We start from the raw sequence: 24,427 nt of genomic DNA on the forward strand, positions 1-24,427 counted from the left end.
GGACAGAACATGCGTCGGGTCAACAGTTTGAGCATGATCTTGTCGCAAAAGCGGTTCCACTTTTGCGGATCATGCTCCAGCCGCCGTGCGGCAGCGGTTCCGGAGGAACCGCCGCCGATGATCAGGGCATCGCACTGTGCCGCCAGTGCCGGCGGGGGCGGGGCTCAGGCCTCTCCCGCGCCAGGCGATCGGTCCGTGCGGTCAGTTCCCGAAGACGCGGGCCGTCCATTTGTTGGCGATCGAGCCATTGGATTCATTGAAGCAGAGCCCGCGGTCCGGATAGCAGACCACGCTGGCCACCGGGCTGAAGGGCCTGGCATAGGCGGGGCGATAGACCGGCTGCGGATAATAGACCGGATAGGGCTGCGCATAAGCATAGGGCGGCGGCGGGGGATAGGGCTGGTAGCGCGGCTGATAATCCCTGCGATTGCGGTTGGCGCTGTCGGCGATGGCGGCGCCGATGGCAAGCCCCGCGATGCCGCCGACGATGGCCGCGCCCGTGTTGCTGATTTTCTTGTCGGCGCGCGCGTCCGGGGCCGTGGCCGCCAGCAGGCTCACCGCGGCGGCTGCGGCGATAAGGCGTGAGGGGACGGCGGAGATAAGCGGATGAAACAAGTTAGCCTCCTGTGCTGCTCGCGAAGATGACGTTCCGTTGCGGCCTGACCGCGACGGTAATGTGGCAGCGGCATGGAACGGGCCGCTTCGATTCTTGTTCTAAGGGATCGCCGATGAACCGCCGATGAATGGCTCAGGCGGCCTTTGACTTCGGCCGCACCGCATTGGCGTAGCTGTCCATCATGGTGCGGCTGATGTTGCCGGGCTTGAAGCTGTGGGGGCCGATTTCGGCGACCGGCGTCACCTCCGCCGCCGAGCCGACGATGAAGCATTCATTGAAGCTGGGAAGTTCTTCCGGCAGGATCCGGCGCTCGATCACCTCGAGGCCCTGTTCCCTGGCGAGAGCGATCACCGTCTGGCGGGTGATGCCGTTGAGGAAGCAGTCGGCGATCGGCGTGTGTATGGCGCCGTCGCGGGTGAAGAAGATGTTGGCGCCGGTGCATTCGGCAACACGGCCCTGCCAGTCCAGCATCATGGCGTCGGCACAGCCCTTCTTCTCCGCCTTGTGCTTGGAGATGGTGCAGATCATGTAAAGGCCCGCCGCCTTGGCATGAACCGGCGCACAGGCGGGGTCGGGCCGGCGGTAGTCCGCGATGTCGAGCCTGATGCCCTTCATCTTGGTTTCGGGATCGAACATCGAGGGCCAGGCCCAGGTGGCGATCGCCACATGGATCCTGCTGTGCTGGGCGGCGACCGCCATCATCTCGGAGCCGCGCCAGGCCACGGGGCGGACGTACTGGTCGCCGCCGCCGTTGAGCGCCACCACCTTGTCCTTGGCCGCGTTCAGTTCCTCGACCGAATAGGGGATCTCGAAGTCCATGATCTCGGCGGATTTCCTGAAGCGGATCGAATGCTCCGCCGATTTGAAGATCGCGCCGTCATAGGCGCGCTCGCCCTCGAACACGGAGGAGCCGTAGTGCAGGCCGTGGGTCAGCACATGCACCCTGGCCTCTTTCCAGGGCACGATTTCGCCATTGAACCAAATCCAACCGTCGCGCTGGTCGAAGGGAATGGTTGCCATGCTGAGCCGCTCCTGTCCGGGGTAGAAGGGCGCCAAGGGGCTGATTTTTCAGCCTTTCGCGCCCTTTCTTAACTTTCGACTGGCAAAGCGTAGCGATCCGGGGTAAATATGTCAATATGGCTGACGTAATTTCTGCCCAGGGAACGGGCGAGCAACTCCTGAGCGAGCAGGAGACGGTGGCGCTCATCGAGCTGATGTTCTTTGCCTACCGCGATTTCGTGTCGGATCCGGATGAGATTCTCGGCACATACGGCTTCGGCCGGGCTCACCACCGGGTGCTGCATTTCGTCGGGCGCGACCCGGGCATGACCGTTCAGCGGCTCCTCGATATTCTGCGGATCACCAAGCAGAGCCTCGGCCGCGTGCTGAAGGAGCTGATCGGCAAGGGCTATATCTTCCAGAAGGAAGGCGAGGCCGACCGCCGCCAGCGCCTGCTTTATCTCACCGAGGCAGGCGAGGAATTGCGCCAGCGCCTGATGGACCCGCAGATCGGCCGCATCCGGCGCGCCGTGGCGCTGCCGGAGGGCGATGCCGCGCATCTTTACCGCACGGTGCTCTACCGCATGGTCTCGCCCGCCAACCGCGAGACGGTGCGCGACTGGATCGGCCGCGCGGGCCTGCCGGGTGACGCTCAAGATGGTGGATGACATTCCGCACATTCTGGTGGTCGATGACGACCGCCGCATCCGCAACCTGCTCCAGGCCTATCTCATGGACAACGGCTTCCGCATTTCCGTGGCGGCCAGCGCGGCGGAGGCGCGCGGGCACATGCGCATCGTGGCCTTCGACCTTGTGGTGCTCGACATCATGATGCCGGGCGAGACCGGCCTGTCCTTCACCGGCTGGCTGCGCGCGGAGGGAAGTTCCGTTCCCGTGCTGATGCTCTCGGCGCTGGCCGAAACTCCGGACCGCATCGCGGGGCTCGAGACGGGCAGCGACGACTATCTTGCCAAGCCCTTCGAGCCGCGCGAGCTCCTGCTGCGCATCCGCGGCCTGCTGAAGCGGCAGGAGCAGCCCGCCCGCGGCCGGCCGGAGGTGGTTTTCGGTCCCTTCACCTTTCATATCCAGCGCGGCGAATTGCGCCGCGGCGCCGGGCTCATCCGCCTCACCACGCGCGAGCGGGAGTTCCTGCGCATCCTCGCCGCCAACGCCAGCACCACGGTGACGCGCGGCGACCTCGCCCCCGAAGGCTCGGAGGAGGGCGCGCGCAGCGTTGACGTGCAGATCAACCGGCTGCGCCAGAAAATCGAGGACGATCCCTCGAACCCCGTCTATCTCCAGACGGTGCGCGGCGCGGGCTATGTGCTGCACACCGGCTGAGCGCCATGGCAGGGAACTGGTTCTACAGCCGCTTCAACACCTTCCTCGAGCGCCACATGCCCGAGGGTCTGTTCCCGCGCGCCCTCATCATTCTTGTGGCGCCCGTGGTGCTGCTGCAGACCATCATGACCGGCCTCATTCTCGAGCGGCATTTCGAGAACGTGACGCGCCTTCTGGCGCGGAGCTATGCGCGCGACGTGGCCATGCTGGTGCAGCTCTACCACGACTCGGACAGGAGCGCGGCGGCCGAGGACAGGATCGAGAATCTCGCCAACAACACCCTGGGTCTCGGGCTCACCATCACGCGCGGCGAGTTGCCGGAGCCGCTGCCCACGCCCTTCTTCTCGCGCGCCGACACACGCCTCACGCGCGAACTCACGGTGCAGATGAACCGCCCCTTCTGGCTCGACATCAGCCAGCAGCCGGATTTTGTCGGGGTGAAGGTGCTGGCCGCGCCCGGCGTCATCTTTGACTTCCGCACCAGGGGCGAGCGCACCTTCGCCACCTCCACGGGTTTCCTGCTTGTCCTTATGCTGCTGTCCTCGGTCTTGCTGCTCGGCATCGCCATCGTCTTCCTGCGCAATCAGATCCGCCCCATCACCGATCTCGCCCGTGCGGCGCAGAGCTTCGGCACGGGGCGCGATCTTGGCGTCTTCCGCCCGCGCGGCGCGCGCGAGGTGAAGGCGGCGGGCGAGGCCTTCCTCGACATGCGGGACCGTATCGCAAGGCAGGTGGAGCAGCGCACCGCCATGCTGGCCGGCGTGTCGCATGACCTGCGCACCATCCTCACCCGCTTCAAGCTGGAGCTCGCGGTGCTGGGCGATGGCCCCAGGGTGCAGCCCCTGAAGGAAGACGTGGACGAGATGCAGCGCATGCTCGAGGCCTATATTGCCTTCGTCAGGGGCGACGCCGGGGAAAGCCCGCGGGAGGTCGATCTTGCGGGCCTCGTCCAGAATGCCGCGCGCGCCTGCCGCAATGGAACTTGCGAGATCGACGTGCCGCGGGGCCAGATGGTGCGCGTCAAGCCCAACGCCTTCGGCCGGCTCCTGGCAAATCTCATTGGCAATGCCGTGCGCTATGCCAAAACCGTGAGGGTGACGGCCACGGTGGCCAATCACATGCTGACGCTGCTGGTCGATGACGATGGTCCGGGCATCCCGCCGGACAAGCGGGCGGATGCCTTCCGGCCCTTCGTTCGCCTCGACAATGCCCGCAATCTCGACGAAACGGGAACCGGCCTCGGTCTTGCGATCGCGCTCGACATTGCCCGCGCCCATGGCGGCGAACTGCACCTGGGCGACAGTCCGAAAGGCGGGCTTCGCGCCGTGGTGCAAATTCCTGTATAGGGGACGCATGATGGATTTCCGCCTCGACCCGCTCTGGCTCAGGCTCAACCTGATGAATTCCGAAGGCCTGCAGGCCTTCGCGCCGCTTATGGACGTGATGCGGAGGCAGATGGGCCAGAACGCCGAAATGGCCCAGCGAGCCATCGAGGAATACCGCAAGTTCCTGTTCCTCGCCATGCGCGCCGGCCACCAGGTGATCCCGCCCGGCCCCGTCAACGACGCCTGGATGCTTCATCTCCAGAACGCCCAGAACTACTGGGAAAAGCTGGGCCAGATGATCGCCGAGCCCCCGGGGGTCCAGGGTGCGGGCGTCAGGGAGTTCGCCTCCATGGCCGATGCCTGGAAGGCAACGCTCGAGAGCTACGAGAAGATCTTCGGCATGAAGCCCCCCATGGACATCTGGGGCCAGGGCCCCGCCGCCGGAAACCCGTGGATGCAGGCCATCAACGGCTGGAAAAAGATGTTCGGGATGGGCTGAGACGGCAACGCCCCGCTCCTTGAATTCCATCATGCCCGGGTTCATCCCGGGCATCCTTTTCCGCCACCCCCAAAAGGATCGCCGAGACAAGCCCGGCGATGATGAACCGCGAGCGAGTGCTGCTGTCGGTGGCTTCCCAGCAATGACAGCAACCAGGGCAAAGAGCGCCACCACCATGCGCCACACCGTAGCGAACATCACACCTCCCTACTGACCGCCGCACACCCCAATGCCAATTCCATCACCCCGGCCTGCGCCGCGATGACTTCCCTGAACGGATTTTCGGAGTATGCGCCTTCCTACCACACCGAGCGCGCGCTGTCAAGGACTAAATTCCAAAAATGGATTTCTATCCAGCTGCGCCCCTCATTGCCGTCACCCCGGCGGAAGCCGGGGCCCAGCTTACCCCGCACGCCACTGCCAGAAGCTGGATCCCGGCCTTCGCCGGGATGACGGTGCTGGGGGAGTATGGTGTTGATGAGCGCGTCCTTGATCGCCTTGGGCCGCACATCCAGTCGTTCAAGCTCCTGACACGCAGCCCAGCAAAATGTCAGCGTCGCGTCGTGCGGCACAATAGCCTCGGGCGGATTGTCGAACACAATCTGAAAACAGTGCTCAAGCTGCGCGATCAGCGAGCCGTCATGTTCGAAGGTATTCTCGAATGCACAAAGCCTGCGGCCCACCTGCACGTCCCAACCAAGTTCTTCCATAAACTCGTGGGCGAGCGCGGCCTCGACGGTTTCTGCATCTTCCACCCGTCCGCCGGGCAGCGCCCAAATCGTCTCGTGAACTTTGCGCTGCAGGAGAACCTTGCCCTCATGAACCAGGATGCCGCAGGCCCGGGTGCGCACGGCCAGCCCTAATACAGCCTTCCGCCGTTCGGCACCGCCCGTTCCACCGCTGCCAGCACCACGTCGCCCTCGCCGTCGGGAAAGCCCAGGGTCAGCACTTCCGACATGAATTTGCCGATCTGGCGCGGCGGGAAGTTGACCACCGCCGCGACCTGGCGGCCCATCAGCGTCTCCGGCGTATAGTATTTCGTCACCTGGGCGGAGGATTTCCTCACCCCGATCTCCGGCCCGAAATCGATCTTCAGCTTGAAGGCGGGCTTGCGTGCCTCGGGGAAGGGCTCGACCCCGATGATGGTGCCGACCCGCACATCGATCTTCAGGAAATCATCGAAACTGGCCGTCATCGCTGCTCTCAGCTGGCCAGTTCGCGCGAGCGGCGAAGGGCGGCGGCCACGGCCTTTTCGAACAGCGGCTTCATGCCGGTGTCCTCCGCCATCAGCACCTGGAGGGCCTCATGGGTGGTGCCCCTGGGCGAGGTCACGTTCTGGCGCAGCACGGCTGCGTCCGTGCCGGACTGGCGCATCAGCTCGCCCGAACCCGCCACGGTGGCGCGGGCCAGCTGCGCGGCCAGCTCCTTCGGCAGCCCGATCTTCTCGCCCGCCGCGGCGAGGCATTCGGTGAGGTAAAATACATAGGCCGGCCCCGAACCCGAAACCGCCGTCACCGCATCGATCATCGCCTCGTTCTCGACGGTCACAACCTCGCCCACCGCCTCCAGCAGCCTGCGCGCCAGGGCCAGCTGGCCGGGAGTCACATTGGCGTTGGACGCCATGGCGGTGATGCCGCGGCCCACCGCGGCGGGCGTGTTGGGAATGGTGCGGATCACCGCGGCGTCCGCGCCGAAGTGCCGCTCATAGGATGCGATGGTCTTGCCCGCCGCCACCGTCAGCACCAGCGGCTTCGAGGCCTTGAGCGGGGAGATGCTGAGAAGAACCTCCTCCATCAGCTGCGGTTTCACCGCAATCACCACCACCTCGGCGTCCGGGATCGCCGCGACATCGGGGTTGAGACGGATGCCATGGCGCCCGATCAGCTGCTTCGTCTCCGGCGGCGGCGCGGGGTCCAGCGCCACGATCCTCGCAGGGTCCGCCCCGCCGGCAAGCCAGCCTTCCAGCATCGCGCCGCCCATCTTGCCCGCCCCCACCAGCACCAGCGTTCCGGCGAGCGTCACCATCAGGCCTCACCCCATGTATCGATCATTGCGGCCTCCAGCGCGTGGCCGGCCGGCTGGCCGGCCCACACGACGAAATGCACGGCGGGAAAATAGCGCTCGCAGGTTTCGACGGCAAGACGGATGAGCGCCTCGCACTGCGCGTCATTGGCCTCGGCATTGCCGGAGAGGAGAAGGCTGTTGCGGAAGATCAGGCTGCCGTCCGCATGCCACAGGTCGAAATGGCCGACGAGGAGCTGCTCGTTGATGCGCGCCAGAAGCTTCGCGACCTCGTCGCGGCGGCCCGGCGGCACTTTCGCCTCGAGGCTCGCCGCCACATGCAGGATCTCGAACTCGTCGCGCCAGCTGAGCGAGATCGACATGCCGCTCCAGCCGCCGGACACGTCCATCGTCACCTCACGGGCGTCGGTGCGCGAGAAGGCCCACTCATGGGCCTCGGCGATGCGTTCCACCCGGTCGAGCGGATTGCCCGGCTCCGCGTCGCGTTCAAGGGCCTCGAGGGCCATCGTCGTTCCTCCGCTGGCTGACGAATCATCCGCCGGGCCACGGAGCGGAAACTGCCCAACACATCGAGTCGCATCAACAGCCGACCGGAGGGCGGAGGTGATTCCTCCACAGGGGAATGATTTTTTTCCGCAGCGCCCGCAGAAACGATTGCGCCGCCCGTCGATGACGGGAAGTGCCCGGGCGGCGGCTCAGTCGGCCCGTGAACCGTCGGCCCCGCCGGCGCCGAACCTGGCTTCCAGCGCCGCGATCCGGGCATGAAGCGCCTCGTTCTCCTCGCGGGCCTTTGCGGCCATGGCCTTCACGGCCTCGAATTCCTCGCGCTTCACCAGTTCCATGTTGTTGAGCAAGCGCTCCATCTGGGACTGGACGAGGGTGTCCACCTCGCGGCGCAGGCCCTGGGCAGCTCCGGCGGCATTCGTCATCAGCTTGGCCAGTTCGTCGAAGAAGCGGGTCTGCGTGGTGGTCATGGCGGTATTCCTCCCCTGACGTGTTAGCTATGGGTTCTGGCCACCGAGTTCAAGATGCGGCCTTGCCGCGCCCCCCGCCGCCTTGACGGGGCAGGGGCCAGACCCCAGTGTCCGCCGCCATGAGTATCCCAGGCCTTTTCGCCGTCCTCGCCTACCCTCATGTCGATCCGGTCATCGTCCAGTTCGGCCCCTTCGCGGTGCGCTGGTATGCGATGGCCTATATCGCCGGGCTGGTCTTCGCGTCCTGGTACATGAAGCGGCTGGTCACGAACTCCAGGCTCTGGGGCGCTCAGAGGCCTTCCATGACGGTCCGGCAGGTCGATGATTTCTTCATCTGGTCCATCCTCGGCGTGGTGCTGGGGGGCCGGCTCGGCTACGTGCTGTTCTACAAGCCCCTGTTCTATGCCGCACACCCGCTTGAAATCGTGAAGATGTGGGATGGCGGCATGTCCTTCCATGGCGGTTTTCTCGGCGTCGTGGTGGCCTGCATGCTCTATGGGCGTTCGATCGGCTGCAGCCTTGACCGGATGCTGGACCTCGGCGCTGCCTCGGTGCCGGTGGGCCTCGGGCTGGGGAGGCTGGCCAATTTCATCAACGGCGAGCTCTGGGGCCGGCCTGCGGACCTGCCCTGGAGCGTCGTCTTCCCGCATGACGAGCTGCAGGTTCCGCGCCACCCCAGCCAGTTGTACGAAGCCGCGCTCGAGGGCCTCGTCCTGTTCCTCGCCGTGCGGACCGCCACCCACCGTTACGGCGCGCTTCAGCATCCGGGGCGGGCGTCGGGCATTTTCGCGCTGGTCTATGGCCTGTCGCGCATCTTCGCCGAGTGCTTCCGGGAGCCTGATCACTTCCTCGGCTATTTCGGCGGCTTCCTCACCATGGGCATGATCCTGTCGCTGCCGCTCTGCGCGGTGGGCATCTGGCTTCTCCTCAGGTCCCGGCATGACCCCGCTTGAGACTTTCCTCACCGGCCTGATCGGCGCCGAGGGTCCGCTCAGGATCGACCGCTACATGGCCCTCTGCCTGGGCCACCCCCGCTATGGCTATTACATGACCCGTGACCCGCTGGGCGACCGGGGCGATTTCATCACCGCCCCCGAGGTCAGCCAGGTTTTCGGCGAGCTGATCGGCGTCTGGGCGGTGGGGGCCTGGGGCGCCATGGGCCAACCGGAGGCAATCAACCTCGTGGAACTCGGCCCGGGCCGCGGCACACTGATGGCCGATGTGCTGCGCACGGTGCGCAAGGCCGCGCCCCGCTTCGCTGCCGCGGCCAGCGTCCACCTCGTCGAGACCAGCCCCGTGCTCCGCGCGAAGCAGCACGGCGCAGTGGGCGAGGCCGCCACCTGGCACGACCGCCTCGGGGACGTTCCTGACAGCCCGATGATCCTCATCGCCAACGAGTTCTTCGACGCGATCCCCATCCGCCAGTTCGAGCGCCGCGGGGGTGCGTGGCGCGAGCGGGTGATCGGCCTCACCGATGGCGGGCTCTCGATGGGTCTGGGCGGAATCGTGCCGGGCTCGATGGGCAAGGACGGCGACGTGATGGAATTCGCCCCCGCGCGGGACGAGATCGCGCGGCACATCGGCGGGCGGCTCGCCGCACATCCGGGTGCCGCACTCCTCATCGACTATGGCCATCTCCGCACCGCGCCGGGCGACACGCTGCAGGCCATGCGCGCGCACCGCTTCGTGCCCCTCACAGAAGCGCCGGGCGAGGCCGACCTCACGTCGCATGCCGATTTCGAAAAGCTGGCCGCCGCGCTGCGCGAAGGCGGCGCCGTGGCGCATCACGCCATGACCCAGCGCGGCTTCCTCATGGCCATGGGCCTTGAGCAGCGCATGGCGCAGCTGGCGCTGCGGGCGGATGACCAAACCCGCGCAACGCTCGCCCGCCAGATGGCGCGGCTTGCGGACGGGGCGCAAATGGGTAACCTGTTCAAGCTGCTCTGCGCCACCTCGCCGGGCATGAGCGCGCCCTATCCCTTCGGATGATCCATGATCGCATCGGACGCACTGGCCCTCGGCGGCATTTCCCACGGCTTCTTCACCCGCGAGGGCGGCCATTCGACCGGCCTGTTCTCATCCCTCAATTGCGGCATGGGCTCGGGCGACGACAAGGAGGTGGTGGCCAAGAACCGCGCCGTGGTGGCGGAAAGGCTTGGGCTTGCGCCCGATAGTCTGCTCTCCGCCTGGCAAATCCACAGCCCCGATGCCGTCGTCGTGTCTGGTCCATGGGACGGCGGGCAGCGCCCGCGCGCCGATGCGCTGGTGACGAAGACGCGCGGCGTGGGCCTTGGCGTGCTCACCGCCGACTGCGGCCCCGTGCTCCTCGCCGATCCGAAGGCCAAGGTCATCGGTGCGGCGCATGCGGGCTGGAAGGGCGCGCTCACCGGCGTCACGACCAGGACTCTCGCGGCCATGGAAGAGCAGGGCGCGGACCGCGCCAATGTCACCGCCGTCATCGGCCCGACGATTTCGAAGGCGGCCTATGAAGTCGGTCCCGAATTTCCGGGCCATTTTACTGAAACTGACCCTGGCAATGCGCGCTACTTCACGCCGTCGCCGCGCGCGGGGCATTTCATGTTCGATCTTCCCGGCTACCTCGCCGGTCGCCTGCGCGCGGAAGGTGTGGGCGCCGTCGTCAATCTGTCGCTCTGCACCTTCAGTGACGAGCGGCGCTTCTTCAGCTACCGGCGCGCCACGCACCGCAGCGAAAAGGATTATGGCCGCCTGATCTCGGCCATCGCGCTCACCTGAGGCAGGTTCCGGTTCCGGGGGAATCGAAACCTGCTCCATCTATTTGTTTGGTCGCATTTTCGACGGTCAACCGGTGACCAATTGACCAGAAAATGCTTCAGGAACGACCCATGGCACTGCATGTCGGACGCGCCGGATACGCCCGCCGCATCAAGGGCACACTCGCCGCTGTCTCGGAACCGGCGGCAAGCTGGCGCCCGGCCGCACCCATATCACTGGGGAAAAGAGGGCGGAGCCCGTTTCAATGGCGCCGCTGAAAATGATAATCCGGCAGGTCATGGGCGAATTGTGTGCGATCCGCGGGGCGGAAGGGCGCCGGGGCTTTCTGGCCACGGCGCTGCTGGCTGTGTTTGCCCTGCTGCTCACCGCCTGTTCGGCGGGTTCGATCCTCACCGATTCCGGTCCCTCGGCCAAGGGCAACCCCAAGGGCAAGACCGTGCCGCCCGTCGCCCTCCAGCAGATCGCCGGCATTCCGCCGGATATGCTCTCGTCGTTCAAGCAATCGCTTTCAGCGGCCGGTGGCCAGCATGACATCGGCTTCGTCGAGGGCAATCTCGGGCCTGGCGCGTTCAGCCTCGGGGGATCGATCCGCGCCATTCCCGGCAATGCGGGCGTGCGCGTTGTTTATGAGTGGCAGTTCCGCGATGCCGACGGCGTGCTGATCGACACGCTGACCGGCGAAGACAATGCGGGCGTCTATTCCGGCCCCGACCCCTGGGGCGCGGTCACGCCTGACGTGCTCGACCGCGTGGCGCGGCGCACGGCTGGCCTGATGGCGCAGCGGCTGTCTTCCATGGGCTATGCCGCGCGGCTCGCCAGCCTGACGTCGCCGCCGCCGGAGCTGTTTGCCAGGGCCGGCCCCGCGGCGGGCCGCCAGATCGACTTCGAGACCGTGCATGGCCCCGGGCTGGCCGAGATCGGCGCCGCCCAATTCGCCACCGCCGACCAGGTGGTGGAACACGAGGACATCACGCCCCAGGAGGCCGGCATGTCGCCCATCCCGGGCGAGGCGCTGATGCCGAAGGTCACCGTCTCGGATGACGGGCGCGCGGCGGAGCCGCCCGTCACCGGCGATACGGGTGAGACGGCGCTCGCCGCGGCCCAACCGGCAAAGACCCCGGGGGTAAAGCCCGTCAGGCAAGCGGCGGCGGCGCCCGCCTCGGCGAAGCCCGGCCAGCAGGCGATCCGCGCCGTGGCGGTTGTGCCGGTCAGGGGCTCGCCCGGTGGCGGTGACGCGGAACTGACCACCGCCATGCGCAAGGCCCTTTCCGAGGCGGGCTGGCCGGTGGTCAGCAAGCCGCAGCCCGATGCGCTGACCATCGAGGGCCATGTGAAGCTCGCAGCGAAGAACGGCGACACCCAGCCGGTGGCGTTGCGCTGGCTGGTGAAATCGCCCGCGGGCGAGGTGCTGGGCGATGTGAAGCAGGCCAATGACGTTCCGGCAGGCTCGCTTGACGGCGGCTGGGGCGGGGCCGCCACGGCGGTGGCCGAGGCCGCCGCGACCGGCATTTTCGACGTGGTCAAGCGCTATCGCTGACGTGCGGTTTTCCCATAAGCGGGCGCTATGGCTGCATGAGCGAAATGCCCCTTTGCATTGCGTCATACGGTTGTTATAGACCCCCGCACCCGGGGCGGATCAAGGAATTTGGGGCATGATGAAGATCGTGGCAGGCAACAGCAACCGGCCGCTTGCCGAGGGTATTTGCTCCTATTTGGGCACGCCGATCACCCAGGCGGTGGTGAAGCGCTTCAACGACATGGAAGTCTTCGTCGAGATTCAGGAGAATGTCCGCGGCCAGGACATGTTCGTGGTGCAGTCGACCTCGTTTCCCGCCAATGACCACCTGATGGAACTCTTGATCATCATCGACGCGCTGAAGCGGGCCTCCGCCAGGCGCGTCACCGCGGTGATCCCCTATTTCGGTTATGCCCGGCAGGACCGCAAGACCGGCTCGCGCACGCCCATCTCCGCCAAGCTGGTGGCCAACCTCATCACCCGCGCGGGGGCGGACCGCGTGCTGACCATGGACCTCCACGCCAATCAGATTCAGGGCTTCTTCGACATTCCGACCGACAATCTCTTCGCCGGTCCGGTCATGGTGCGCGACATCAAGAGCCATCTTGATGTGCATAACACCGTCGTCGTCTCGCCGGACGTGGGCGGCGTGGTGCGCGCCCGGGCGCTGGCCAAGCGCCTCGACACGCCCCTGGCCATCGTCGACAAACGCCGCGAGCGAGCGGGCGAATCGGAGGTTATGAACATCATCGGCGACGTGAAGGCCAAGTCCTGCATCCTGATCGACGACATCGTCGATTCAGGGGGCACGCTGGTCAACGCGGCCGAGGCGCTGCTGACCCAGGGCGCGAAGGACGTGACCGCCTATATCACCCACGGCGTGCTGTCAGGTGGCGCGGTCTCGCGCATCACCAACTCGAAGCTGAAGGAGCTGGTGATCACCGACTCGATCCAGCCAACCGAGGCCGTGAAGGTTGCCCGCAACATCCGCACCATGCCAGTCGCCTCGCTGATCGGCGAGGCCATCGGCCGCACCAACCGCGAGGAGAGCGTGTCGAGCCTGTTTGAGTGACGGTCCGCCGCCCGCTGTCGACGGCACATCAATCTGTCCGGTGCAGGTGGCGCATGAAATGTCCGTGTCCTGACGGTGTTTCGCCCGTGGGACAGGGTGGGCTTGAGCCGCGAAACTGCGATCGGTGGGCGCTCCTGTCCGGCCGCGGCGTCCGAGGCGGAGCGGACCGTGGAAGAGGGCATGGCTGCCATGCGAGGCGGGACAGCGCGGCCCATAAACGGGCACGCAAGCCCGGCCGGGGCGGCAGCCTCGCCCCCGGAACCAGAGCAAGATCCGCAAAAGTGGAAGCCGCTTTTGCGACAAGATCATGCTCAAGCTTTTGATCTGGCGTATGGTCCGTCCAGGCGATTCCGCCTGAACGGAACATGCGCCAGGAAGGACATTCCATGACCCGCCGCCAGATTTCATCCGGATCGAAGTTCGAGGCCGAGATCGGCTATTCCCGCGCCATCGTCGACGGCGACTGGATGTGGGTCTCCGGCACCACGGGTTTCGACTATGACACGATGACCATTTCTGAAGATGTCGCCGAACAGGCCGACCAGACCTTCCGCAACATCAGGGCGGCGCTCGAAAAGGCGGGCTTCAGCCTCGCCGACGTGGTGCGCGCAACCTATATCTTCCCGAAGGCGGAGGACTTCGCGCCGTGCTGGCCGGTGTTCCGGAAATATCTCGGCGATGTCCGGCCTGCATGCACCGCGATCGTCGCCGGCCTTATCGATCCGCGCATGAAAATCGAGATCGAGGTCACCGCGAGGAAACGTTGAAGGCTCGCTTGACAGGCCAAGGGGGTTCCCCTATCAGACCGTTCACCGAATTGCGGGTGTAGCTCAGTTGGTTAGAGCGTCGGCCTGTCACGCCGAAGGTCGCGGGTTCGAGCCCCGTCACTCGCGCCAACTACTTCAACGGGTTGGTTAATACCGCGGTTCGAATTTCCAACTTTCCCAGCCGACGTGTCCAACTTTTCGATCATTTTTCGTTCTCGCGCAGGCGCCGCCGGTTGATCTTCCGGGCATCTTCCACCTGGTGGACATGTCGGTCTGCCCGTGATCCCGAAACCGCAGCTGAGGGCGAAACCGCGCCCTGTGCGCGTCACCCTGTCACATTTGTCATCAAGCTTTGACATCTGTGCCGAAAAACTTGCGGGAGCGGGGGCGGTGCGCTACCAAGCGGCGGGGTCTTGTCCGCCGCTCCGGCGGATCGGGAGGCGAGAGCAACATGCCAGAACTGTTGAGAGAATATCTGCCGCTGGTCATCTTCCTGGGGGTGGCACTCGGCTTTTCCCTGATCCTGCTGATCACGCCGATTCTGATCGCCATCCGCAACCCCGACCCCGAGAAGCTCTCGGCCTATGAGTGCGGCTTCAACGCCTTTGACGCTGCGCGCCTGAAGTTCGACGGGCGCCTCTACCTGGTGTCCATCCTCTTCATCATCTTCGATCTCGAGGTGGCCTTCCTGTTTCCCTGGGCGATTTCGCTGAAGGAGGTTGGCGTCTTCGGCTTCTGGTCGATGATGATTTTCCTCGCCGTCCTCACCATCGGCTTCATCTATGAGTGGCGAAAGGGAGCTCTCGAATGGGATTGATCGAACAGGCGGCCCCCGGGCAGCGCGAGTTCTTCAGCGGCATCAATGCCGAACTCGCCGACAAGGGCTTCCTCGTCACCGCATCCGATGACCTCATCAACTGGGCCCGCACCGGCTCGCTGATGTGGATGACCTTCGGGCTGGCCTGCTGCGCTGTCGAGATGATGCAGGCCTCGATGCCGCGCTGGGACCTCGAGCGCTTCGGCTTCGCGCCGCGCGCCTCGCCCCGCCAGTCGGACGTGATGATCGTCGCCGGCACGCTGACCAACAAGATGGCGCCGGCGCTCCGCAAGGTCTACGACCAGATGCCGGAACCGCGCTACGTCATCTCCATGGGCAGCTGCGCCAATGGCGGCGGCTATTATCATTATTCCTATTCCGTGGTGCGCGGCTGCGACCGCATCGTGCCGGTTGACATCTATGTGCCGGGCTGCCCTCCCACCGCCGAGGCGCTGGTCTATGGCGTGCTGCAGCTGCAGAAGAAGATCCGCCGCACCGGAACGATCGAGCGTTGATGATGGCCGGAACCCTGCAGGACCTGGGCGCGCGCATCGCGCAGGAGCTTGGAAGCGCGGTCACGGGCTTCGGCGTGGAATATGGCGAGCTGACGGTGGGGGCGCAAGCCGCGGAAATCATCAGCGTGCTGAGCTTCCTGCGCGACGACGCCGAATGCGGCTTCGTGTGCTTCATCGACATCTGCGGCGTCGACTACCCCGGCCGCGGGATGCGCTTTGACGTGGTCTATCATCTCCTCTCGCCCCACAAGAACCGCCGCATCCGCGTGAAGGTGGAGACGGATGAGGATACGGCTGTCCCCTCCGTCATCTCCGTCTTTCCCGCGGCCAACTGGTATGAGCGCGAGACCTTCGATCTCTATGGCGTGCTCTTCTCCGACCACCCGGACCTGCGCCGCATCCTCACCGACTATGGCTTTGCCGGCCACCCGCTGCGCAAGGACTTCCCGCTCACCGGCTATGTCGAGGTGCGCTGGGACGACCTCGCCAAGCGCGTGGTCTATGAGCCCGTCAAACTCACGCAGGAATTCCGAGCGTTCGATTATTCGAGCCCGTGGGAAGGCGGCGAATACATGCTGCCCGGCGATGAAAAGGCGAAGTGAGCGAATAGCGAGTGGCGAATAGCGAACAGGGAAGATGATTGGCGAAGGGGTAGACTGATGGGATCGATGTCTCTATGGCACTGGCTAATGGTGGCTGTTTGGTTGGCCACATTATCATTCCATTATGGCGCGTGTTGCCTAGGGCGGGCATTCCTTCTTGGGTCTCTTTGCTCGGTATCATCCCGCTCGCCTCTATTGTTCTATGGTGGGTCATCGCTTTCAAGGCTTGGCCTGGTGACGACATGAAGAAGATCACATGATGTCCGACACGTCTTCCGTCCGCAATTTCTCCATCAACTTCGGGCCGCAGCACCCGGCTGCGCATGGCGTTCTTCGTCTGGTGTTGGAACTCGACGGTGAAGTCTGCACCCGCGTCGACCCGCATATCGGCCTGCTTCACCGCGGCACCGAGAAGCTGATCGAGCACAAGACCTATCTGCAGGCCGTTCCCTATTTCGACCGCCTGGACTATGTGGCGCCGATGAACCAGGAACATGCCTGGTGCCTGGCCATCGAGAAGCTGCTGGGCCTCACGGCGCCGCGGCGCGGCCAGATCATCCGCGTGCTCTTCTCCGAGATCGGCCGCATCCTTTCGCATCTCCTCAACGTCACCACCCAGGCAATGGATGTGGGCGCGCTCACCCCGCCGCTGTGGGGCTTCGAGGAGCGCGAGAAGCTGATGGTGTTCTATGAGCGCGCCTCGGGTTCGCGCATGCATGCCGCCTATTTCCGCCCCGGTGGCGTTCATGGGGATCTGCCGCCGGAACTGGTCGAGGACATCGGCGTCTTCTGCGAGCACCACAACAAAGTGCTCGATGACATCGAGGGCCTGCTCACCGACAACCGCATCTTCAAGCAGCGCAACGTCGATATCGGCGTCGTGTCGCTGAAGGAGTGCTTCGCGTGGGGTTTCTCCGGCGTCATGGTGCGTGGCTCGGGTGCCGCCTGGGACCTGCGCAAGGCTCAGCCCTATGAATGCTATGACGAGATGGACTTCGACATTCCCATCGGCAAGAACGGCGACTGCTATGACCGCTATCTGATCCGCATGCGGGAAATGCGCGAGTCGGTGAAGATCATGAGGCAGTGCGTCAACCTGCTGCTGGGTGCCGAGAAGTCCGGGCCGGTCTCGGCGGATGACGGCAAGGTGGTGCCGCCGAAGCGCGCCGAGATGAAGCGCTCGATGGAAGCGCTGATCCATCATTTCAAGCTCCACACCGAAGGCTTCCACACGCCGCCGGGCGAGGTCTATGCCGCCGTCGAGGCGCCCAAGGGCGAATTCGGCGTCTACCTCGTGTCGGACGGCGCCAACAAGCCTTACCGCGCCAGGCTGCGCGCCCCCGGCTTCGCGCATCTGCAGGCGATGGACCACATCTGCCGCGGCCACATGCTGGCGGACGTCTCCGCCGTGCTCGGCTCTCTGGACATCGTTTTTGGTGAGGTGGACCGGTGAGCGTCCGTCGCCTCCATACGGAACAGCCGGATCAGGCCTTTGCCTTCAACGCGGAGAACCTTGCCTGGGCCAGGCAGACCATCGCGAAATACCCCGCGGGCAAGCAGGCCTCCGCCGTTATCCCGCTGCTCTGGCGCGCCCAGGAGCAGAACGGCAACTGGGTTTCGAAGCCGGCGATCGAGTACATCGCGACTATGCTCGACATGGCCTATATCCGCGTGCTTGAGGTCGCGACCTTCTACACCATGTTCCAGCTTCAGCCGGTGGGCAAGTTGGCCCACATCCAGGTGTGCGGCACCACGCCCTGCATGCTGCGCGGCGCCGAGGCGCTGAAGGAGGTCTGCCAGAACCGCATCCACCACGAGCCGCATCATTTGTCCGGGGACGGACGGTTCTCCTGGGAGGAGGTCGAATGCCTCGGCGCCTGCGTGAATGCGCCCATGGTGCAGATCTTCAAGGACACCTACGAAGACCTGACGCCGGCCACGCTCGAAAAGCTGATCGATGACCTGGCCGTCGGCCGCAAGGTGAAGGCGGGCCCGCAGATCGGCCGTCACTTCGCAGCGCCTGAGGGCGGGCCGACGACGCTCATCGACCAGATGCTCTATGAAGGCAACCGCACATTCACCCGTGTTGAACCGCCTCCGCCGCCTCCGGCGGATGAAGCTGCGAAGAAGTGAGGAGCACACATGCTCGCTGACAAGGACCGTATCTTCACCAATATCTACGGCTTTCATGACTGGGGCCTTGAAGGCGCGAAGAAACGCGGCTGCTGGAGCGGCACAAAGGGCTTCATCGACAATGGCCGCGACTGGATGATCAACGAGATCAAGGCCTCGGGCCTGCGCGGCCGCGGCGGCGCGGGGTTCCCCACCGGCCTCAAATGGTCGTTCATGCCGAAGGTGATCGGCGAGCGGCCGCATTACCTTGTCGTCAATGCGGACGAGTCAGAGCCCGGCACCTGCAAGGACCGCGAGATCCTCCGCCACGAGCCGCACCTCCTGGTCGAGGGTAGCCTGCTGGCGGGTGCGGCGATGGGCTGCCACACGGCGGTGATTTATGTGCGCGGCGAATTCATCCGCGAGCGCGAGCATCTGCAGGCCGCCGTCGAGCAGGCCTATGAGGCGCGCCTCATCGGCAAGAACAATGTCCATGGCTGGGACTACGACATCATCGTCCACCATGGCGCCGGCGCTTACATCTGCGGCGAAGAGACGGCCATGCTCGAATCGATCGAGGGCAAGAAGGGCCAGCCGCGCATGAAGCCGCCATTTCCGGCCAATGTCGGCCTCTATGGCGCGCCCACCACGGTGAATAATGTCGAGTCGATTGCCGTCGCCGGCACCATCATGCGGCGCGGCGCGACCTGGTTCAACTCCATCGGCCGCCCCAACAATGCGGGCACCAAGCTGTTCTGCATCTCTGGCCACGTGAACAAGCCCTGCGTGGTGGAGGAAGAACTCGGCATTCCCTTCCGTGAGCTGATCGAGAAGCATGCCGGCGGCGTGCGCGGCGGCTTTGACAATCTGCTCGCCGTCATCCCCGGCGGCTCTTCCGTGCGCATGGTGCCGGCAGACCTCATCATCGACACGCCGATGGACTTCGACTCGCTCTCGAAGCTGCGCTCCGGCCTCGGCACCGCGGCGGTGATCGTGATGGACAAGTCCACCGACCTCATCAAGGCCATCGCGCGGCTTGCCTATTTCTACAAGCACGAGTCCTGCGGCCAGTGCACGCCCTGCCGCGAGGGCACGGGCTGGATGTGGCGCGTCATGACCCGCATGGCAGAGGGCCGCGCGGAGAAGCGCGAGATCGACATGCTGCTGGATGTGACCAGGCAGATCGAAGGCCACACCATCTGCGCGCTGGGCGATGCGGCGGCCTGGCCGATCCAGGGACTGATTGCGCATTTCCGCCACGTGATCGAAGAGCGCATCGACCAGTATGCGGCGAACCCCGATCCTGACGGCGCTGTCGCCAAGATTGCGGCGGAATAAGTGATGCACCTCGCTGAACTCAACATCGGCAAGTTCAAGTACCCGACCCATGACCCGCGCATGGCCGGGTTCATGGACAATCTCGATCGCGTCAACGCGATTGCCGAGCGTTCGCCTGGCTTCGTGTGGCGTCTCAAGGGCGACAACAACAACGCCACCGATTTCCGCATTGGCGACGACATGGCCGTGAACCTGTCTGTCTGGACCGATGCGAAGTCGCTCGAAGACTATGTGTTCAAGACCGTGCATGTGCAGTTCTACCGCAAGAAGGCCGCGTGGTTCGACTTGATGGAGAAGCCGCACATGGTGTTGTGGTGGGTTCCCGAAGGGCGCCGCCCGACGCTTGATGAGGCCTATGCGCGTCTTCTGAAATATGAGGCAGAAGGCGCCACGCAGGAGGCCTTCGGCTGGAAAGAAGTGATGGATGAACACCGCATGCGGGCGCTCCGCTGTGCGTGAGGAATAAGCAAGATGCCAAAAATCAAGATCGACGGCACCGAGATCGAGGTCGAGAACGGCCTCACCCTGCTGCAGGCCTGCGAACTGGCGGGCGCGGAGGTGCCGCGCTTCTGCTACCACGAGCGCCTGTCGATCGCCGGAAACTGCCGTATGTGCCTTGTTGAGGTGAAGGGCGGGCCGCCCAAGCCGCAGGCATCCTGCGCCATGTCGGTCAATGACCTGCGCCCCGGCCCCAATGGCGAGCCGCCGGAGGTCTTCACCAAAACCGCGATGGTGAAGAAGGCGCGCGAAGGCGTGATGGAATTCCTGCTCATCAACCACCCGCTCGATTGCCCGATCTGCGACCAGGGCGGGGAGTGCGACCTGCAGGACCAGGCCATGGCCTATGGCATCGACAAGAACCGCTTCCACGAGAACAAGCGCGCCGTCGAGAACAAATATCTGGGCCCGCTGGTCAAGACGTCGATGAACCGCTGCATCCAGTGCACGCGCTGCGTCCGCTTCACCACCGAGGTGGCCGGCATCGAGGAGATGGGCGCCACCGGCCGCGGCGAGGACATGGAGATCACCACCTATCTCAACAAGGCGATCTCCTCCGAGCTCCAGGGCAACATCATCGACCTCTGCCCGGTGGGCGCGCTGACGTCGCTCCCCTATGAGTTCAAGGCGAGGCCGTGGGAACTGCGCAAGACCGAGACCATCGACGTGATGGATGCGGTGGGCTCCAACATCCGTGTCGATGCGCGCGGCCGCGAGGTGATGCGCATCCTGCCGCGCACCCATGAGGACGTGAACGAGGAGTGGATCTCCGACAAGACGCGCTTCGTGTGGGACGGCCTCAAGGCGCAGCGCCTCGACCGTCCTTATGTGCGCGAATTCGGCAAGCTGCGGCCGGCCTCCTGGGCTGAAGTCTTCCAGCGCATCGCACAGCGCATGAACGGGGTGAACCCGGAGCGCATCGGCATCATCCTCGGCGATCTCGTCTCTGCCGAGGAGGCGTTTTCGCTGCGCCAGATGGCGGACCAGTTCGGCATCAAGAACATCGACTGCCGCCAGGACGGCACGCCGCTGGGCGAGAGGGGCGGCCGCGCCGGCTATCTCTTCAACAGCGGCATCGCCGGCATCGATGAGGCGGACCGGATCCTCCTCATCGGCGCCAATCCGCGCCTTGAGGCGCCGGTGCTGAATGCCCGCATCCGCAGGCGCGTGGCGCGCGGCGGCTGCCCTGTTTCGCTGATCGGCGAGAAGGCCGATCTCACCTATGGCTATGACTGGCTTGGCGCCGGGCCGGAGACGCTGAGCAAGTTCCTTGGCTCCGAGGTCAAGGCCGGCGGCAAACCGATGGTGATCGTGGGGCAGGGCGCCATCGCGCGCCGTGACGGCGCCCAGGTGCTCGCCGCCGCCTATAGGGCCGCCGATAAGCTCGGCGCCATCACGGATGGCTGGAACGGCTTCAACGTGCTGCACACCGCGGCGGGCCGCGTGGGCGCGCTGGACGTCTGTGCGCTGCCCTCCAAGGATGGCGGCAAGACCACGCGCGGGATGCTGGAGTCCGCGAAGCAGGGCGAACTCGACATCCTCTTCCTCATCGGCGCGGATGAGATCGACACCCAGGCGCTGGGCTCAACCTTCGTCGTTTATGTCGGAACCCATGGCGATGCCGGCGCGCACCGCGCCGACGTGATCCTGCCGGGCGCGGCCTATGTCGAGAAGCAGGCGACCTATGTGAATACCGAGGGCCGGCCGCAGCTGACCGGGCGCGCCTCCTTCCCGCCGGGCGAGGCCCGCGAGGACTGGGCGATCTACCGCGCCCTGTCCGAGGCGCTTGGGCTTGCGCTGCCCTGGAACAACCTCGATGAGCTGCGCGCCGCCATGTACAAGATCGCCCCGCAGCTGATGCGCATCGACCAGCGTACGCCCGCGCCCACCAGCGAGCTCGCCGATCTCGGCAGGACTGAAGGCGCGATGTCGGGCGAGGCGTTCCGCTCGCCCATCACCGACTTCTACATCACCAACCCGATTGCCCGCGCGTCCCGCATCATGGCCGAATGCTCGGCCCTGAAGAACGTGCGGAAGCTCGAGGCCGCCGAGTAAATCATGATCGAGGCTCTTCTCACCCTGCTGTTCTTCGCCGTCGTGAGCTTCGGCTTCATGGCGGGCTTGCTTCTGATCGTCGCCTATCTGTTGTGGGCCGACCGCAAGATCTGGGCCGCCGTGCAGATGCGCCGCGGCCCCAACGTCGTTGGCCCCTGGGGCCTGTTCCAGTCCTTCGCCGACCTGATCAAATTCGCGCTGAAGGAAGTGGTGATTCCGGACGGCGCCAACAAGGGCGTCTTCGTGATTGCACCCCTCGTCACCGCCACGCTGGCGCTCGCCGCCTGGGCGGTGGTGCCGGTCTCCGAAGGCTCCTTCTTCGGCCTCGCCGAAGGCAAGTGGGTGATTTCCGACATCAATGTCGGCATCCTCTATCTCTTCGCGCTCTCGTCGCTTGGGGTTTATGGCGTCATCATGGGCGGCTGGGCGTCGAACTCGAAATATCCCTTCCTCTCGGCGCTGCGCTCCGCCGCCCAGATGGTGTCCTATGAAGTCTCGATCGGCTTCGTCATCGTCACCGTGCTGCTGTGCGCGGGCTCCTTGAACCTCACCGAGATCGTGCGCTCGCAGCACACGGGGCTGGGCACCATGCTGGGCCTGCCGGGGTCCTTCCTCGACTGGTATTTCATTCCGCTGTTTCCGATGTTCATCATCTTCTTCGTGTCCGCATTGGCGGAGACGAACCGCCCGCCCTTCGACCTCGTCGAGGCGGAATCGGAACTCGTGGCGGGCTTCATGGTGGAATATTCCTCCACGCCCTACCTTCTCTTCATGCTCGGCGAATATGTGGCGATCACGCTGATGTGCGCGATGACCGTCATCCTGTTCCTCGGCGGCTGGCTGCCGCCCCTCGACCTGCCGCCGCTGAACTGGGTGCCCGGCTTCATCTGGTTCTTCCTCAAGGTGGCGCTGGTGTTCTTCATGTTCGCGCTGGTCAAGGCCTTCGTGCCGCGCTACCGCTATGACCAGCTGATGCGCCTGGGCTGGAAGGTGTTCCTGCCGATCTCGATCTTCTACGTGGTGCTGACCGCCGCCGTGCTCGTCGGCTTCGGGTGGGCGCCATGACCGGCGGCATCATCCGGTCTCCCGTCTTCACCGGCATCTCAAGTTCCGGAGCCTCATTCTCATGCCGGTCCTCAGGCTTCGTGCCCGGTGGCCGGATGAAACTGTTCGGGTGAAACACGCATGAAACTCGCACAAGCCGCCCGCTCGCTGTTCCTGAAGGAGTTTATCGACGCCGCCGTGCTGTCGATGCGCTACTTCTTCGCGCCCAAGGCGACGATCAACTATCCCAACGAAAAGGGCCCTGTGTCGCCCCGCTTCCGCGGCGAGCACGCGCTGCGCCGCTATCCGAGCGGTGAAGAGCGCTGCATCGCCTGCAAGCTGTGCGAGGCCGTGTGCCCCGCGCTCGCCATCACCATCGAGGCCGGCCCCCGCCGCAACGACGGCACCAGGCGGACCACGCGCTACGACATCGACATGGTGAAGTGCATCTATTGCGGCTTCTGCCAGGAAGCCTGCCCGGTCGATGCCATCGTCATGGGCCCCAATTTCGAATTCGCCACCGAAACCCGCGAAGAGCTGCTCTACGACAAGGAGAAGCTGCTCGCCAACGGTGACCGCTGGGAACGCGAAATCGCGCGAAACATCGCGATCGACGCGCCCTACCGCTGAAGGATCCCGTAATGGCCGCCGCTCTGTTCTTCTATCTCTTCTCGGCCATCGCGGTCGCTTCCGCGGTCATGGTCATCTCGGCGAGGAACCCGGTTCATTCGGTGCTCTTCCTCATTCTGTGCTTCTTCAATGCCGCCGGCCTCTTCGTGCTGCTGGGGGCGGAGTTCCTGGCGATGATCCTGGTCGTCGTCTATGTCGGCGCCGTCGCCGTGCTGTTCCTCTTCGTCGTGATGATGCTCGACGTCGATTTCGTGGAACTCCGGCAGGGCTTGCTCAACTACCTGCCCATCGGCGGCGTGATCGGGCTCATCGTGCTGGTTGAACTGGCGCTCGCGGTGGGCGGCTGGGTCATCAGCCCGGCAAGCCTCAAGTCGCGCGTGGCGCCGCTGCCCGAGGGTGTCACCAACACCGAGGCGCTGGGCCGCGTGCTCTACACCGACTTTATCTTCTATTTCCAGGCGGCGGGCTTCGTGCTGCTGGTGGCCATGGTGGGCGCCATCGTGCTGACGCTGCGCCACAAGGAAGGTGTGAAGCGCCAGAACATCTCCGTGCAGGTGGCCCGCTCCCCGGCCACCGCCATCGAGGTCGTCAAGGTCAAGCCGGGGCAGGGGATCTGAGCCATGGAAATCGGCCTCTCGCAATATCTCACCGTCGCGGCGATCCTTTTCACCATCGGTATTTTCGGCATCTTCCTCAACCGCAAGAACGTCATCGTCATTCTGATGTCGGTGGAGCTGATCCTGCTGTCGGTGAACATCAACCTCGTGGCCTTCTCCGCCTTCCTCGGCGATCTCGTGGGCCAGGTCTTCGCGCTGCTGGTGCTGACGGTGGCCGCCGGCGAAGCGGCCATCGGCCTTGCCATCCTCGTCACCTATTTCCGCAACCGCGGCACCATCGCGGTTGAAGACATCAACCTCATGAAGGGCTGACG

At 65.0% G+C, this 24,427-nt stretch carries 28 protein-coding genes, 1 tRNA gene and 1 pseudogene; 23 read left to right on the forward strand and 7 right to left on the reverse strand.

Annotation, left to right across the window (positions count from 1 at the left end; translation table 11 throughout):
* Nucleotides 1-201: 201 nt before the first annotated feature.
* Both IOC69_RS01240 and IOC69_RS01245 read right to left on the reverse strand, forming a co-directional pair.
* Nucleotides 202-615: a hypothetical protein gene (locus tag IOC69_RS01240; protein ID WP_290541702.1), complete on the reverse strand. Its 414-nt coding sequence runs from the start codon at nt 613-615 to the stop codon at nt 202-204.
* A gap of 133 nt (nt 616-748) precedes the next feature.
* Nucleotides 749-1,636: a branched-chain amino acid aminotransferase gene (locus tag IOC69_RS01245; RefSeq protein WP_290541703.1), complete on the reverse strand. Its 888-nt coding sequence runs from the start codon at nt 1,634-1,636 to the stop codon at nt 749-751.
* A gap of 116 nt (nt 1,637-1,752) precedes the next feature.
* Here IOC69_RS01245 and IOC69_RS01250 point away from each other — a divergent pair, with 116 nt between their 5' ends.
* Genes IOC69_RS01250 through IOC69_RS01265 form a run of 4 tightly spaced genes read left to right on the forward strand, consistent with a single transcriptional unit; the run spans nt 1,753 to nt 4,780 of the window.
* A complete protein-coding gene (locus tag IOC69_RS01250) occupies nt 1,753-2,283 on the forward strand; it encodes a MarR family transcriptional regulator (protein WP_290541704.1) in 531 nt (176 codons plus the stop codon).
* Nucleotides 2,273-2,956 (forward strand): response regulator, encoded by a 684-nt coding sequence (locus IOC69_RS01255; RefSeq protein ID WP_290541730.1) that lies wholly within the window; start codon nt 2,273-2,275, stop codon nt 2,954-2,956. The genes IOC69_RS01250 and IOC69_RS01255 overlap by 11 nt, the downstream gene beginning before the upstream one ends.
* A 5-nt stretch (nt 2,957-2,961) precedes the next feature.
* Nucleotides 2,962-4,302: an ATP-binding protein gene (locus IOC69_RS01260; RefSeq protein ID WP_290541705.1), complete on the forward strand. Its 1,341-nt coding sequence runs from the start codon at nt 2,962-2,964 to the stop codon at nt 4,300-4,302.
* Between the two features lie 7 nt (nt 4,303-4,309).
* Nucleotides 4,310-4,780, forward strand: coding sequence for a hypothetical protein (locus IOC69_RS01265; RefSeq protein ID WP_290541706.1), 471 nt, complete (start codon nt 4,310-4,312; stop codon nt 4,778-4,780).
* A gap of 299 nt (nt 4,781-5,079) precedes the next feature.
* Here IOC69_RS01265 and IOC69_RS01270 read toward each other — a convergent pair whose 3' ends face one another.
* The 5 genes from IOC69_RS01270 to IOC69_RS01290 all read right to left on the reverse strand — a co-directional run bounded on the left by IOC69_RS01270 (nt 5,080) and on the right by IOC69_RS01290 (nt 7,776).
* Nucleotides 5,080-5,631 carry an NUDIX domain-containing protein gene (locus IOC69_RS01270; protein WP_290541707.1) on the reverse strand — a complete coding sequence of 184 codons (552 nt, stop codon included), beginning with the start codon at nt 5,629-5,631 and terminating at the stop codon, nt 5,080-5,082.
* Nucleotides 5,632-5,639: 8 nt separating this feature from the next.
* Nucleotides 5,640-5,975, reverse strand: coding sequence for a tRNA-binding protein (locus tag IOC69_RS01275; RefSeq protein ID WP_290541708.1), 336 nt, complete (start codon nt 5,973-5,975; stop codon nt 5,640-5,642).
* A gap of 8 nt (nt 5,976-5,983) precedes the next feature.
* Nucleotides 5,984-6,808, reverse strand: a complete 825-nt coding sequence (proC, locus tag IOC69_RS01280) for a pyrroline-5-carboxylate reductase (RefSeq protein WP_290541731.1) — start codon at nt 6,806-6,808, stop codon at nt 5,984-5,986.
* On the reverse strand, nt 6,805-7,308 hold the full coding sequence (locus IOC69_RS01285; protein WP_290541709.1) for a YbjN domain-containing protein: 504 nt from the start codon (nt 7,306-7,308) through the stop codon (nt 6,805-6,807). Before IOC69_RS01285 ends, proC begins: the two co-directional genes overlap by 4 nt.
* A gap of 189 nt (nt 7,309-7,497) precedes the next feature.
* Entirely contained in the window at nt 7,498-7,776 is a 279-nt protein-coding gene (locus tag IOC69_RS01290) for an accessory factor UbiK family protein (RefSeq protein WP_290541710.1), read from the reverse strand.
* A 119-nt stretch (nt 7,777-7,895) separates the two neighbouring features.
* On the opposite strand from IOC69_RS01290, the gene lgt reads away from it, so the two are divergent.
* From lgt to nuoK, 19 genes and pseudogenes are all read left to right on the forward strand, one after another.
* Nucleotides 7,896-8,729, forward strand: coding sequence for a prolipoprotein diacylglyceryl transferase (lgt, locus tag IOC69_RS01295; RefSeq protein WP_290541711.1), 834 nt, complete (start codon nt 7,896-7,898; stop codon nt 8,727-8,729).
* On the forward strand, nt 8,716-9,765 hold the full coding sequence (locus tag IOC69_RS01300) for an SAM-dependent methyltransferase (protein ID WP_290541712.1): 1,050 nt from the start codon (nt 8,716-8,718) through the stop codon (nt 9,763-9,765). The genes lgt and IOC69_RS01300 overlap by 14 nt, the downstream gene beginning before the upstream one ends.
* Before the next feature lie 3 nt (nt 9,766-9,768).
* The gene (pgeF, locus tag IOC69_RS01305; protein ID WP_290541713.1) at nt 9,769-10,530 is read left to right on the forward strand and encodes a peptidoglycan editing factor PgeF; all 762 of its coding nucleotides are present in this window, start codon (nt 9,769-9,771) and stop codon (nt 10,528-10,530) included.
* 277 nt (nt 10,531-10,807) lie between these two features.
* A complete protein-coding gene (locus IOC69_RS01310; protein WP_290541714.1) occupies nt 10,808-12,067 on the forward strand; it encodes a hypothetical protein in 1,260 nt (419 codons plus the stop codon).
* 118 nt (nt 12,068-12,185) lie between these two features.
* Nucleotides 12,186-13,118: a ribose-phosphate pyrophosphokinase gene (locus IOC69_RS01315; protein ID WP_290541732.1), complete on the forward strand. Its 933-nt coding sequence runs from the start codon at nt 12,186-12,188 to the stop codon at nt 13,116-13,118.
* A gap of 386 nt (nt 13,119-13,504) precedes the next feature.
* Nucleotides 13,505-13,885: a RidA family protein gene (locus IOC69_RS01320; RefSeq protein ID WP_290541715.1), complete on the forward strand. Its 381-nt coding sequence runs from the start codon at nt 13,505-13,507 to the stop codon at nt 13,883-13,885.
* 52 nt (nt 13,886-13,937) lie between these two features.
* Nucleotides 13,938-14,014, forward strand: a tRNA-Asp gene (locus IOC69_RS01325).
* A gap of 322 nt (nt 14,015-14,336) precedes the next feature.
* Complete coding sequence (locus IOC69_RS01330) at nt 14,337-14,702, forward strand: NADH-quinone oxidoreductase subunit A (protein ID WP_290541716.1); 366 nt, start codon at nt 14,337-14,339, stop codon at nt 14,700-14,702.
* Nucleotides 14,703-14,743: 41 nt separating this feature from the next.
* A pseudogene (locus tag IOC69_RS01335) lies at nt 14,744-15,217 on the forward strand (NADH-quinone oxidoreductase subunit B family protein); the annotation flags it as partial.
* Between the two features lie 2 nt (nt 15,218-15,219).
* The gene (locus IOC69_RS01340) at nt 15,220-15,819 is read left to right on the forward strand and encodes an NADH-quinone oxidoreductase subunit C (RefSeq protein WP_290541733.1); all 600 of its coding nucleotides are present in this window, start codon (nt 15,220-15,222) and stop codon (nt 15,817-15,819) included.
* A 259-nt stretch (nt 15,820-16,078) separates the two neighbouring features.
* Nucleotides 16,079-17,272 (forward strand): NADH-quinone oxidoreductase subunit D, encoded by a 1,194-nt coding sequence (locus tag IOC69_RS01345; protein ID WP_290541734.1) that lies wholly within the window; start codon nt 16,079-16,081, stop codon nt 17,270-17,272.
* Nucleotides 17,269-17,952, forward strand: coding sequence for an NADH-quinone oxidoreductase subunit NuoE (nuoE, locus tag IOC69_RS01350; protein ID WP_290541717.1), 684 nt, complete (start codon nt 17,269-17,271; stop codon nt 17,950-17,952). The genes IOC69_RS01345 and nuoE overlap by 4 nt, the downstream gene beginning before the upstream one ends.
* A gap of 9 nt (nt 17,953-17,961) precedes the next feature.
* Nucleotides 17,962-19,269, forward strand: a complete 1,308-nt coding sequence (nuoF, locus tag IOC69_RS01355; RefSeq protein WP_290541718.1) for an NADH-quinone oxidoreductase subunit NuoF — start codon at nt 17,962-17,964, stop codon at nt 19,267-19,269.
* A gap of 3 nt (nt 19,270-19,272) precedes the next feature.
* A complete protein-coding gene (locus IOC69_RS01360; protein WP_290541719.1) occupies nt 19,273-19,728 on the forward strand; it encodes a DUF3291 domain-containing protein in 456 nt (151 codons plus the stop codon).
* A gap of 12 nt (nt 19,729-19,740) precedes the next feature.
* A complete protein-coding gene (nuoG, locus tag IOC69_RS01365; RefSeq protein ID WP_290541720.1) occupies nt 19,741-21,822 on the forward strand; it encodes an NADH-quinone oxidoreductase subunit NuoG in 2,082 nt (693 codons plus the stop codon).
* Between the two features lie 3 nt (nt 21,823-21,825).
* The gene (gene nuoH, locus IOC69_RS01370) at nt 21,826-22,887 is read left to right on the forward strand and encodes an NADH-quinone oxidoreductase subunit NuoH (protein WP_290541721.1); all 1,062 of its coding nucleotides are present in this window, start codon (nt 21,826-21,828) and stop codon (nt 22,885-22,887) included.
* Nucleotides 22,888-23,007: 120 nt separating this feature from the next.
* Entirely contained in the window at nt 23,008-23,496 is a 489-nt protein-coding gene (nuoI, locus tag IOC69_RS01375; RefSeq protein WP_290541722.1) for an NADH-quinone oxidoreductase subunit NuoI, read from the forward strand.
* Between the two features lie 11 nt (nt 23,497-23,507).
* A complete protein-coding gene (locus tag IOC69_RS01380; protein ID WP_290541723.1) occupies nt 23,508-24,113 on the forward strand; it encodes an NADH-quinone oxidoreductase subunit J in 606 nt (201 codons plus the stop codon).
* Between the two features lie 3 nt (nt 24,114-24,116).
* Nucleotides 24,117-24,425 carry an NADH-quinone oxidoreductase subunit NuoK gene (gene nuoK, locus IOC69_RS01385; RefSeq protein WP_290541724.1) on the forward strand — a complete coding sequence of 103 codons (309 nt, stop codon included), beginning with the start codon at nt 24,117-24,119 and terminating at the stop codon, nt 24,423-24,425.
* Nucleotides 24,426-24,427 lie beyond the last annotated feature (2 nt).

The organism is Aestuariivirga sp., assembly GCF_020252405.1.
In the GTDB taxonomy this organism is placed as follows: domain Bacteria; phylum Pseudomonadota; class Alphaproteobacteria; order Rhizobiales; family Aestuariivirgaceae; genus Aestuariivirga.

What these genes read in the sequence shown, in the direction of transcription:
- IOC69_RS01310 (WP_290541714.1), top strand. Translation starts at nt 10,808, where the DNA reads ATGGGCGAATTGTGTGCGATCCGCGGGGCGGAAGGGCGCCGGGGCTTT.
- IOC69_RS01250 (WP_290541704.1), top strand. Translation starts at nt 1,753, where the DNA reads ATGGCTGACGTAATTTCTGCCCAGGGAACGGGCGAGCAACTCCTGAGC.
- IOC69_RS01345 (WP_290541734.1), top strand. Translation starts at nt 16,079, where the DNA reads ATGTCCGACACGTCTTCCGTCCGCAATTTCTCCATCAACTTCGGGCCG.
- IOC69_RS01285 (WP_290541709.1), bottom strand. Translation starts at nt 7,308, where the DNA reads ATGGCCCTCGAGGCCCTTGAACGCGACGCGGAGCCGGGCAATCCGCTC.
- IOC69_RS01300 (WP_290541712.1), top strand. Translation starts at nt 8,716, where the DNA reads ATGACCCCGCTTGAGACTTTCCTCACCGGCCTGATCGGCGCCGAGGGT.
- IOC69_RS01380 (WP_290541723.1), top strand. Translation starts at nt 23,508, where the DNA reads ATGGCCGCCGCTCTGTTCTTCTATCTCTTCTCGGCCATCGCGGTCGCT.
- nuoH (WP_290541721.1), top strand. Translation starts at nt 21,826, where the DNA reads ATGATCGAGGCTCTTCTCACCCTGCTGTTCTTCGCCGTCGTGAGCTTC.
- IOC69_RS01320 (WP_290541715.1), top strand. Translation starts at nt 13,505, where the DNA reads ATGACCCGCCGCCAGATTTCATCCGGATCGAAGTTCGAGGCCGAGATC.
- IOC69_RS01255 (WP_290541730.1), top strand. Translation starts at nt 2,273, where the DNA reads ATGGTGGATGACATTCCGCACATTCTGGTGGTCGATGACGACCGCCGC.
- nuoF (WP_290541718.1), top strand. Translation starts at nt 17,962, where the DNA reads ATGCTCGCTGACAAGGACCGTATCTTCACCAATATCTACGGCTTTCAT.
- IOC69_RS01265 (WP_290541706.1), top strand. Translation starts at nt 4,310, where the DNA reads ATGATGGATTTCCGCCTCGACCCGCTCTGGCTCAGGCTCAACCTGATG.
- IOC69_RS01360 (WP_290541719.1), top strand. Translation starts at nt 19,273, where the DNA reads ATGCACCTCGCTGAACTCAACATCGGCAAGTTCAAGTACCCGACCCAT.
- IOC69_RS01340 (WP_290541733.1), top strand. Translation starts at nt 15,220, where the DNA reads ATGGCCGGAACCCTGCAGGACCTGGGCGCGCGCATCGCGCAGGAGCTT.
- nuoG (WP_290541720.1), top strand. Translation starts at nt 19,741, where the DNA reads ATGCCAAAAATCAAGATCGACGGCACCGAGATCGAGGTCGAGAACGGC.
- nuoK (WP_290541724.1), top strand. Translation starts at nt 24,117, where the DNA reads ATGGAAATCGGCCTCTCGCAATATCTCACCGTCGCGGCGATCCTTTTC.
- pgeF (WP_290541713.1), top strand. Translation starts at nt 9,769, where the DNA reads ATGATCGCATCGGACGCACTGGCCCTCGGCGGCATTTCCCACGGCTTC.
- IOC69_RS01290 (WP_290541710.1), bottom strand. Translation starts at nt 7,776, where the DNA reads ATGACCACCACGCAGACCCGCTTCTTCGACGAACTGGCCAAGCTGATG.
- nuoI (WP_290541722.1), top strand. Translation starts at nt 23,008, where the DNA reads ATGAAACTCGCACAAGCCGCCCGCTCGCTGTTCCTGAAGGAGTTTATC.
- IOC69_RS01330 (WP_290541716.1), top strand. Translation starts at nt 14,337, where the DNA reads ATGCCAGAACTGTTGAGAGAATATCTGCCGCTGGTCATCTTCCTGGGG.
- IOC69_RS01245 (WP_290541703.1), bottom strand. Translation starts at nt 1,636, where the DNA reads ATGGCAACCATTCCCTTCGACCAGCGCGACGGTTGGATTTGGTTCAAT.
- IOC69_RS01315 (WP_290541732.1), top strand. Translation starts at nt 12,186, where the DNA reads ATGAAGATCGTGGCAGGCAACAGCAACCGGCCGCTTGCCGAGGGTATT.
- IOC69_RS01260 (WP_290541705.1), top strand. Translation starts at nt 2,962, where the DNA reads ATGGCAGGGAACTGGTTCTACAGCCGCTTCAACACCTTCCTCGAGCGC.
- IOC69_RS01275 (WP_290541708.1), bottom strand. Translation starts at nt 5,975, where the DNA reads ATGACGGCCAGTTTCGATGATTTCCTGAAGATCGATGTGCGGGTCGGC.
- lgt (WP_290541711.1), top strand. Translation starts at nt 7,896, where the DNA reads ATGAGTATCCCAGGCCTTTTCGCCGTCCTCGCCTACCCTCATGTCGAT.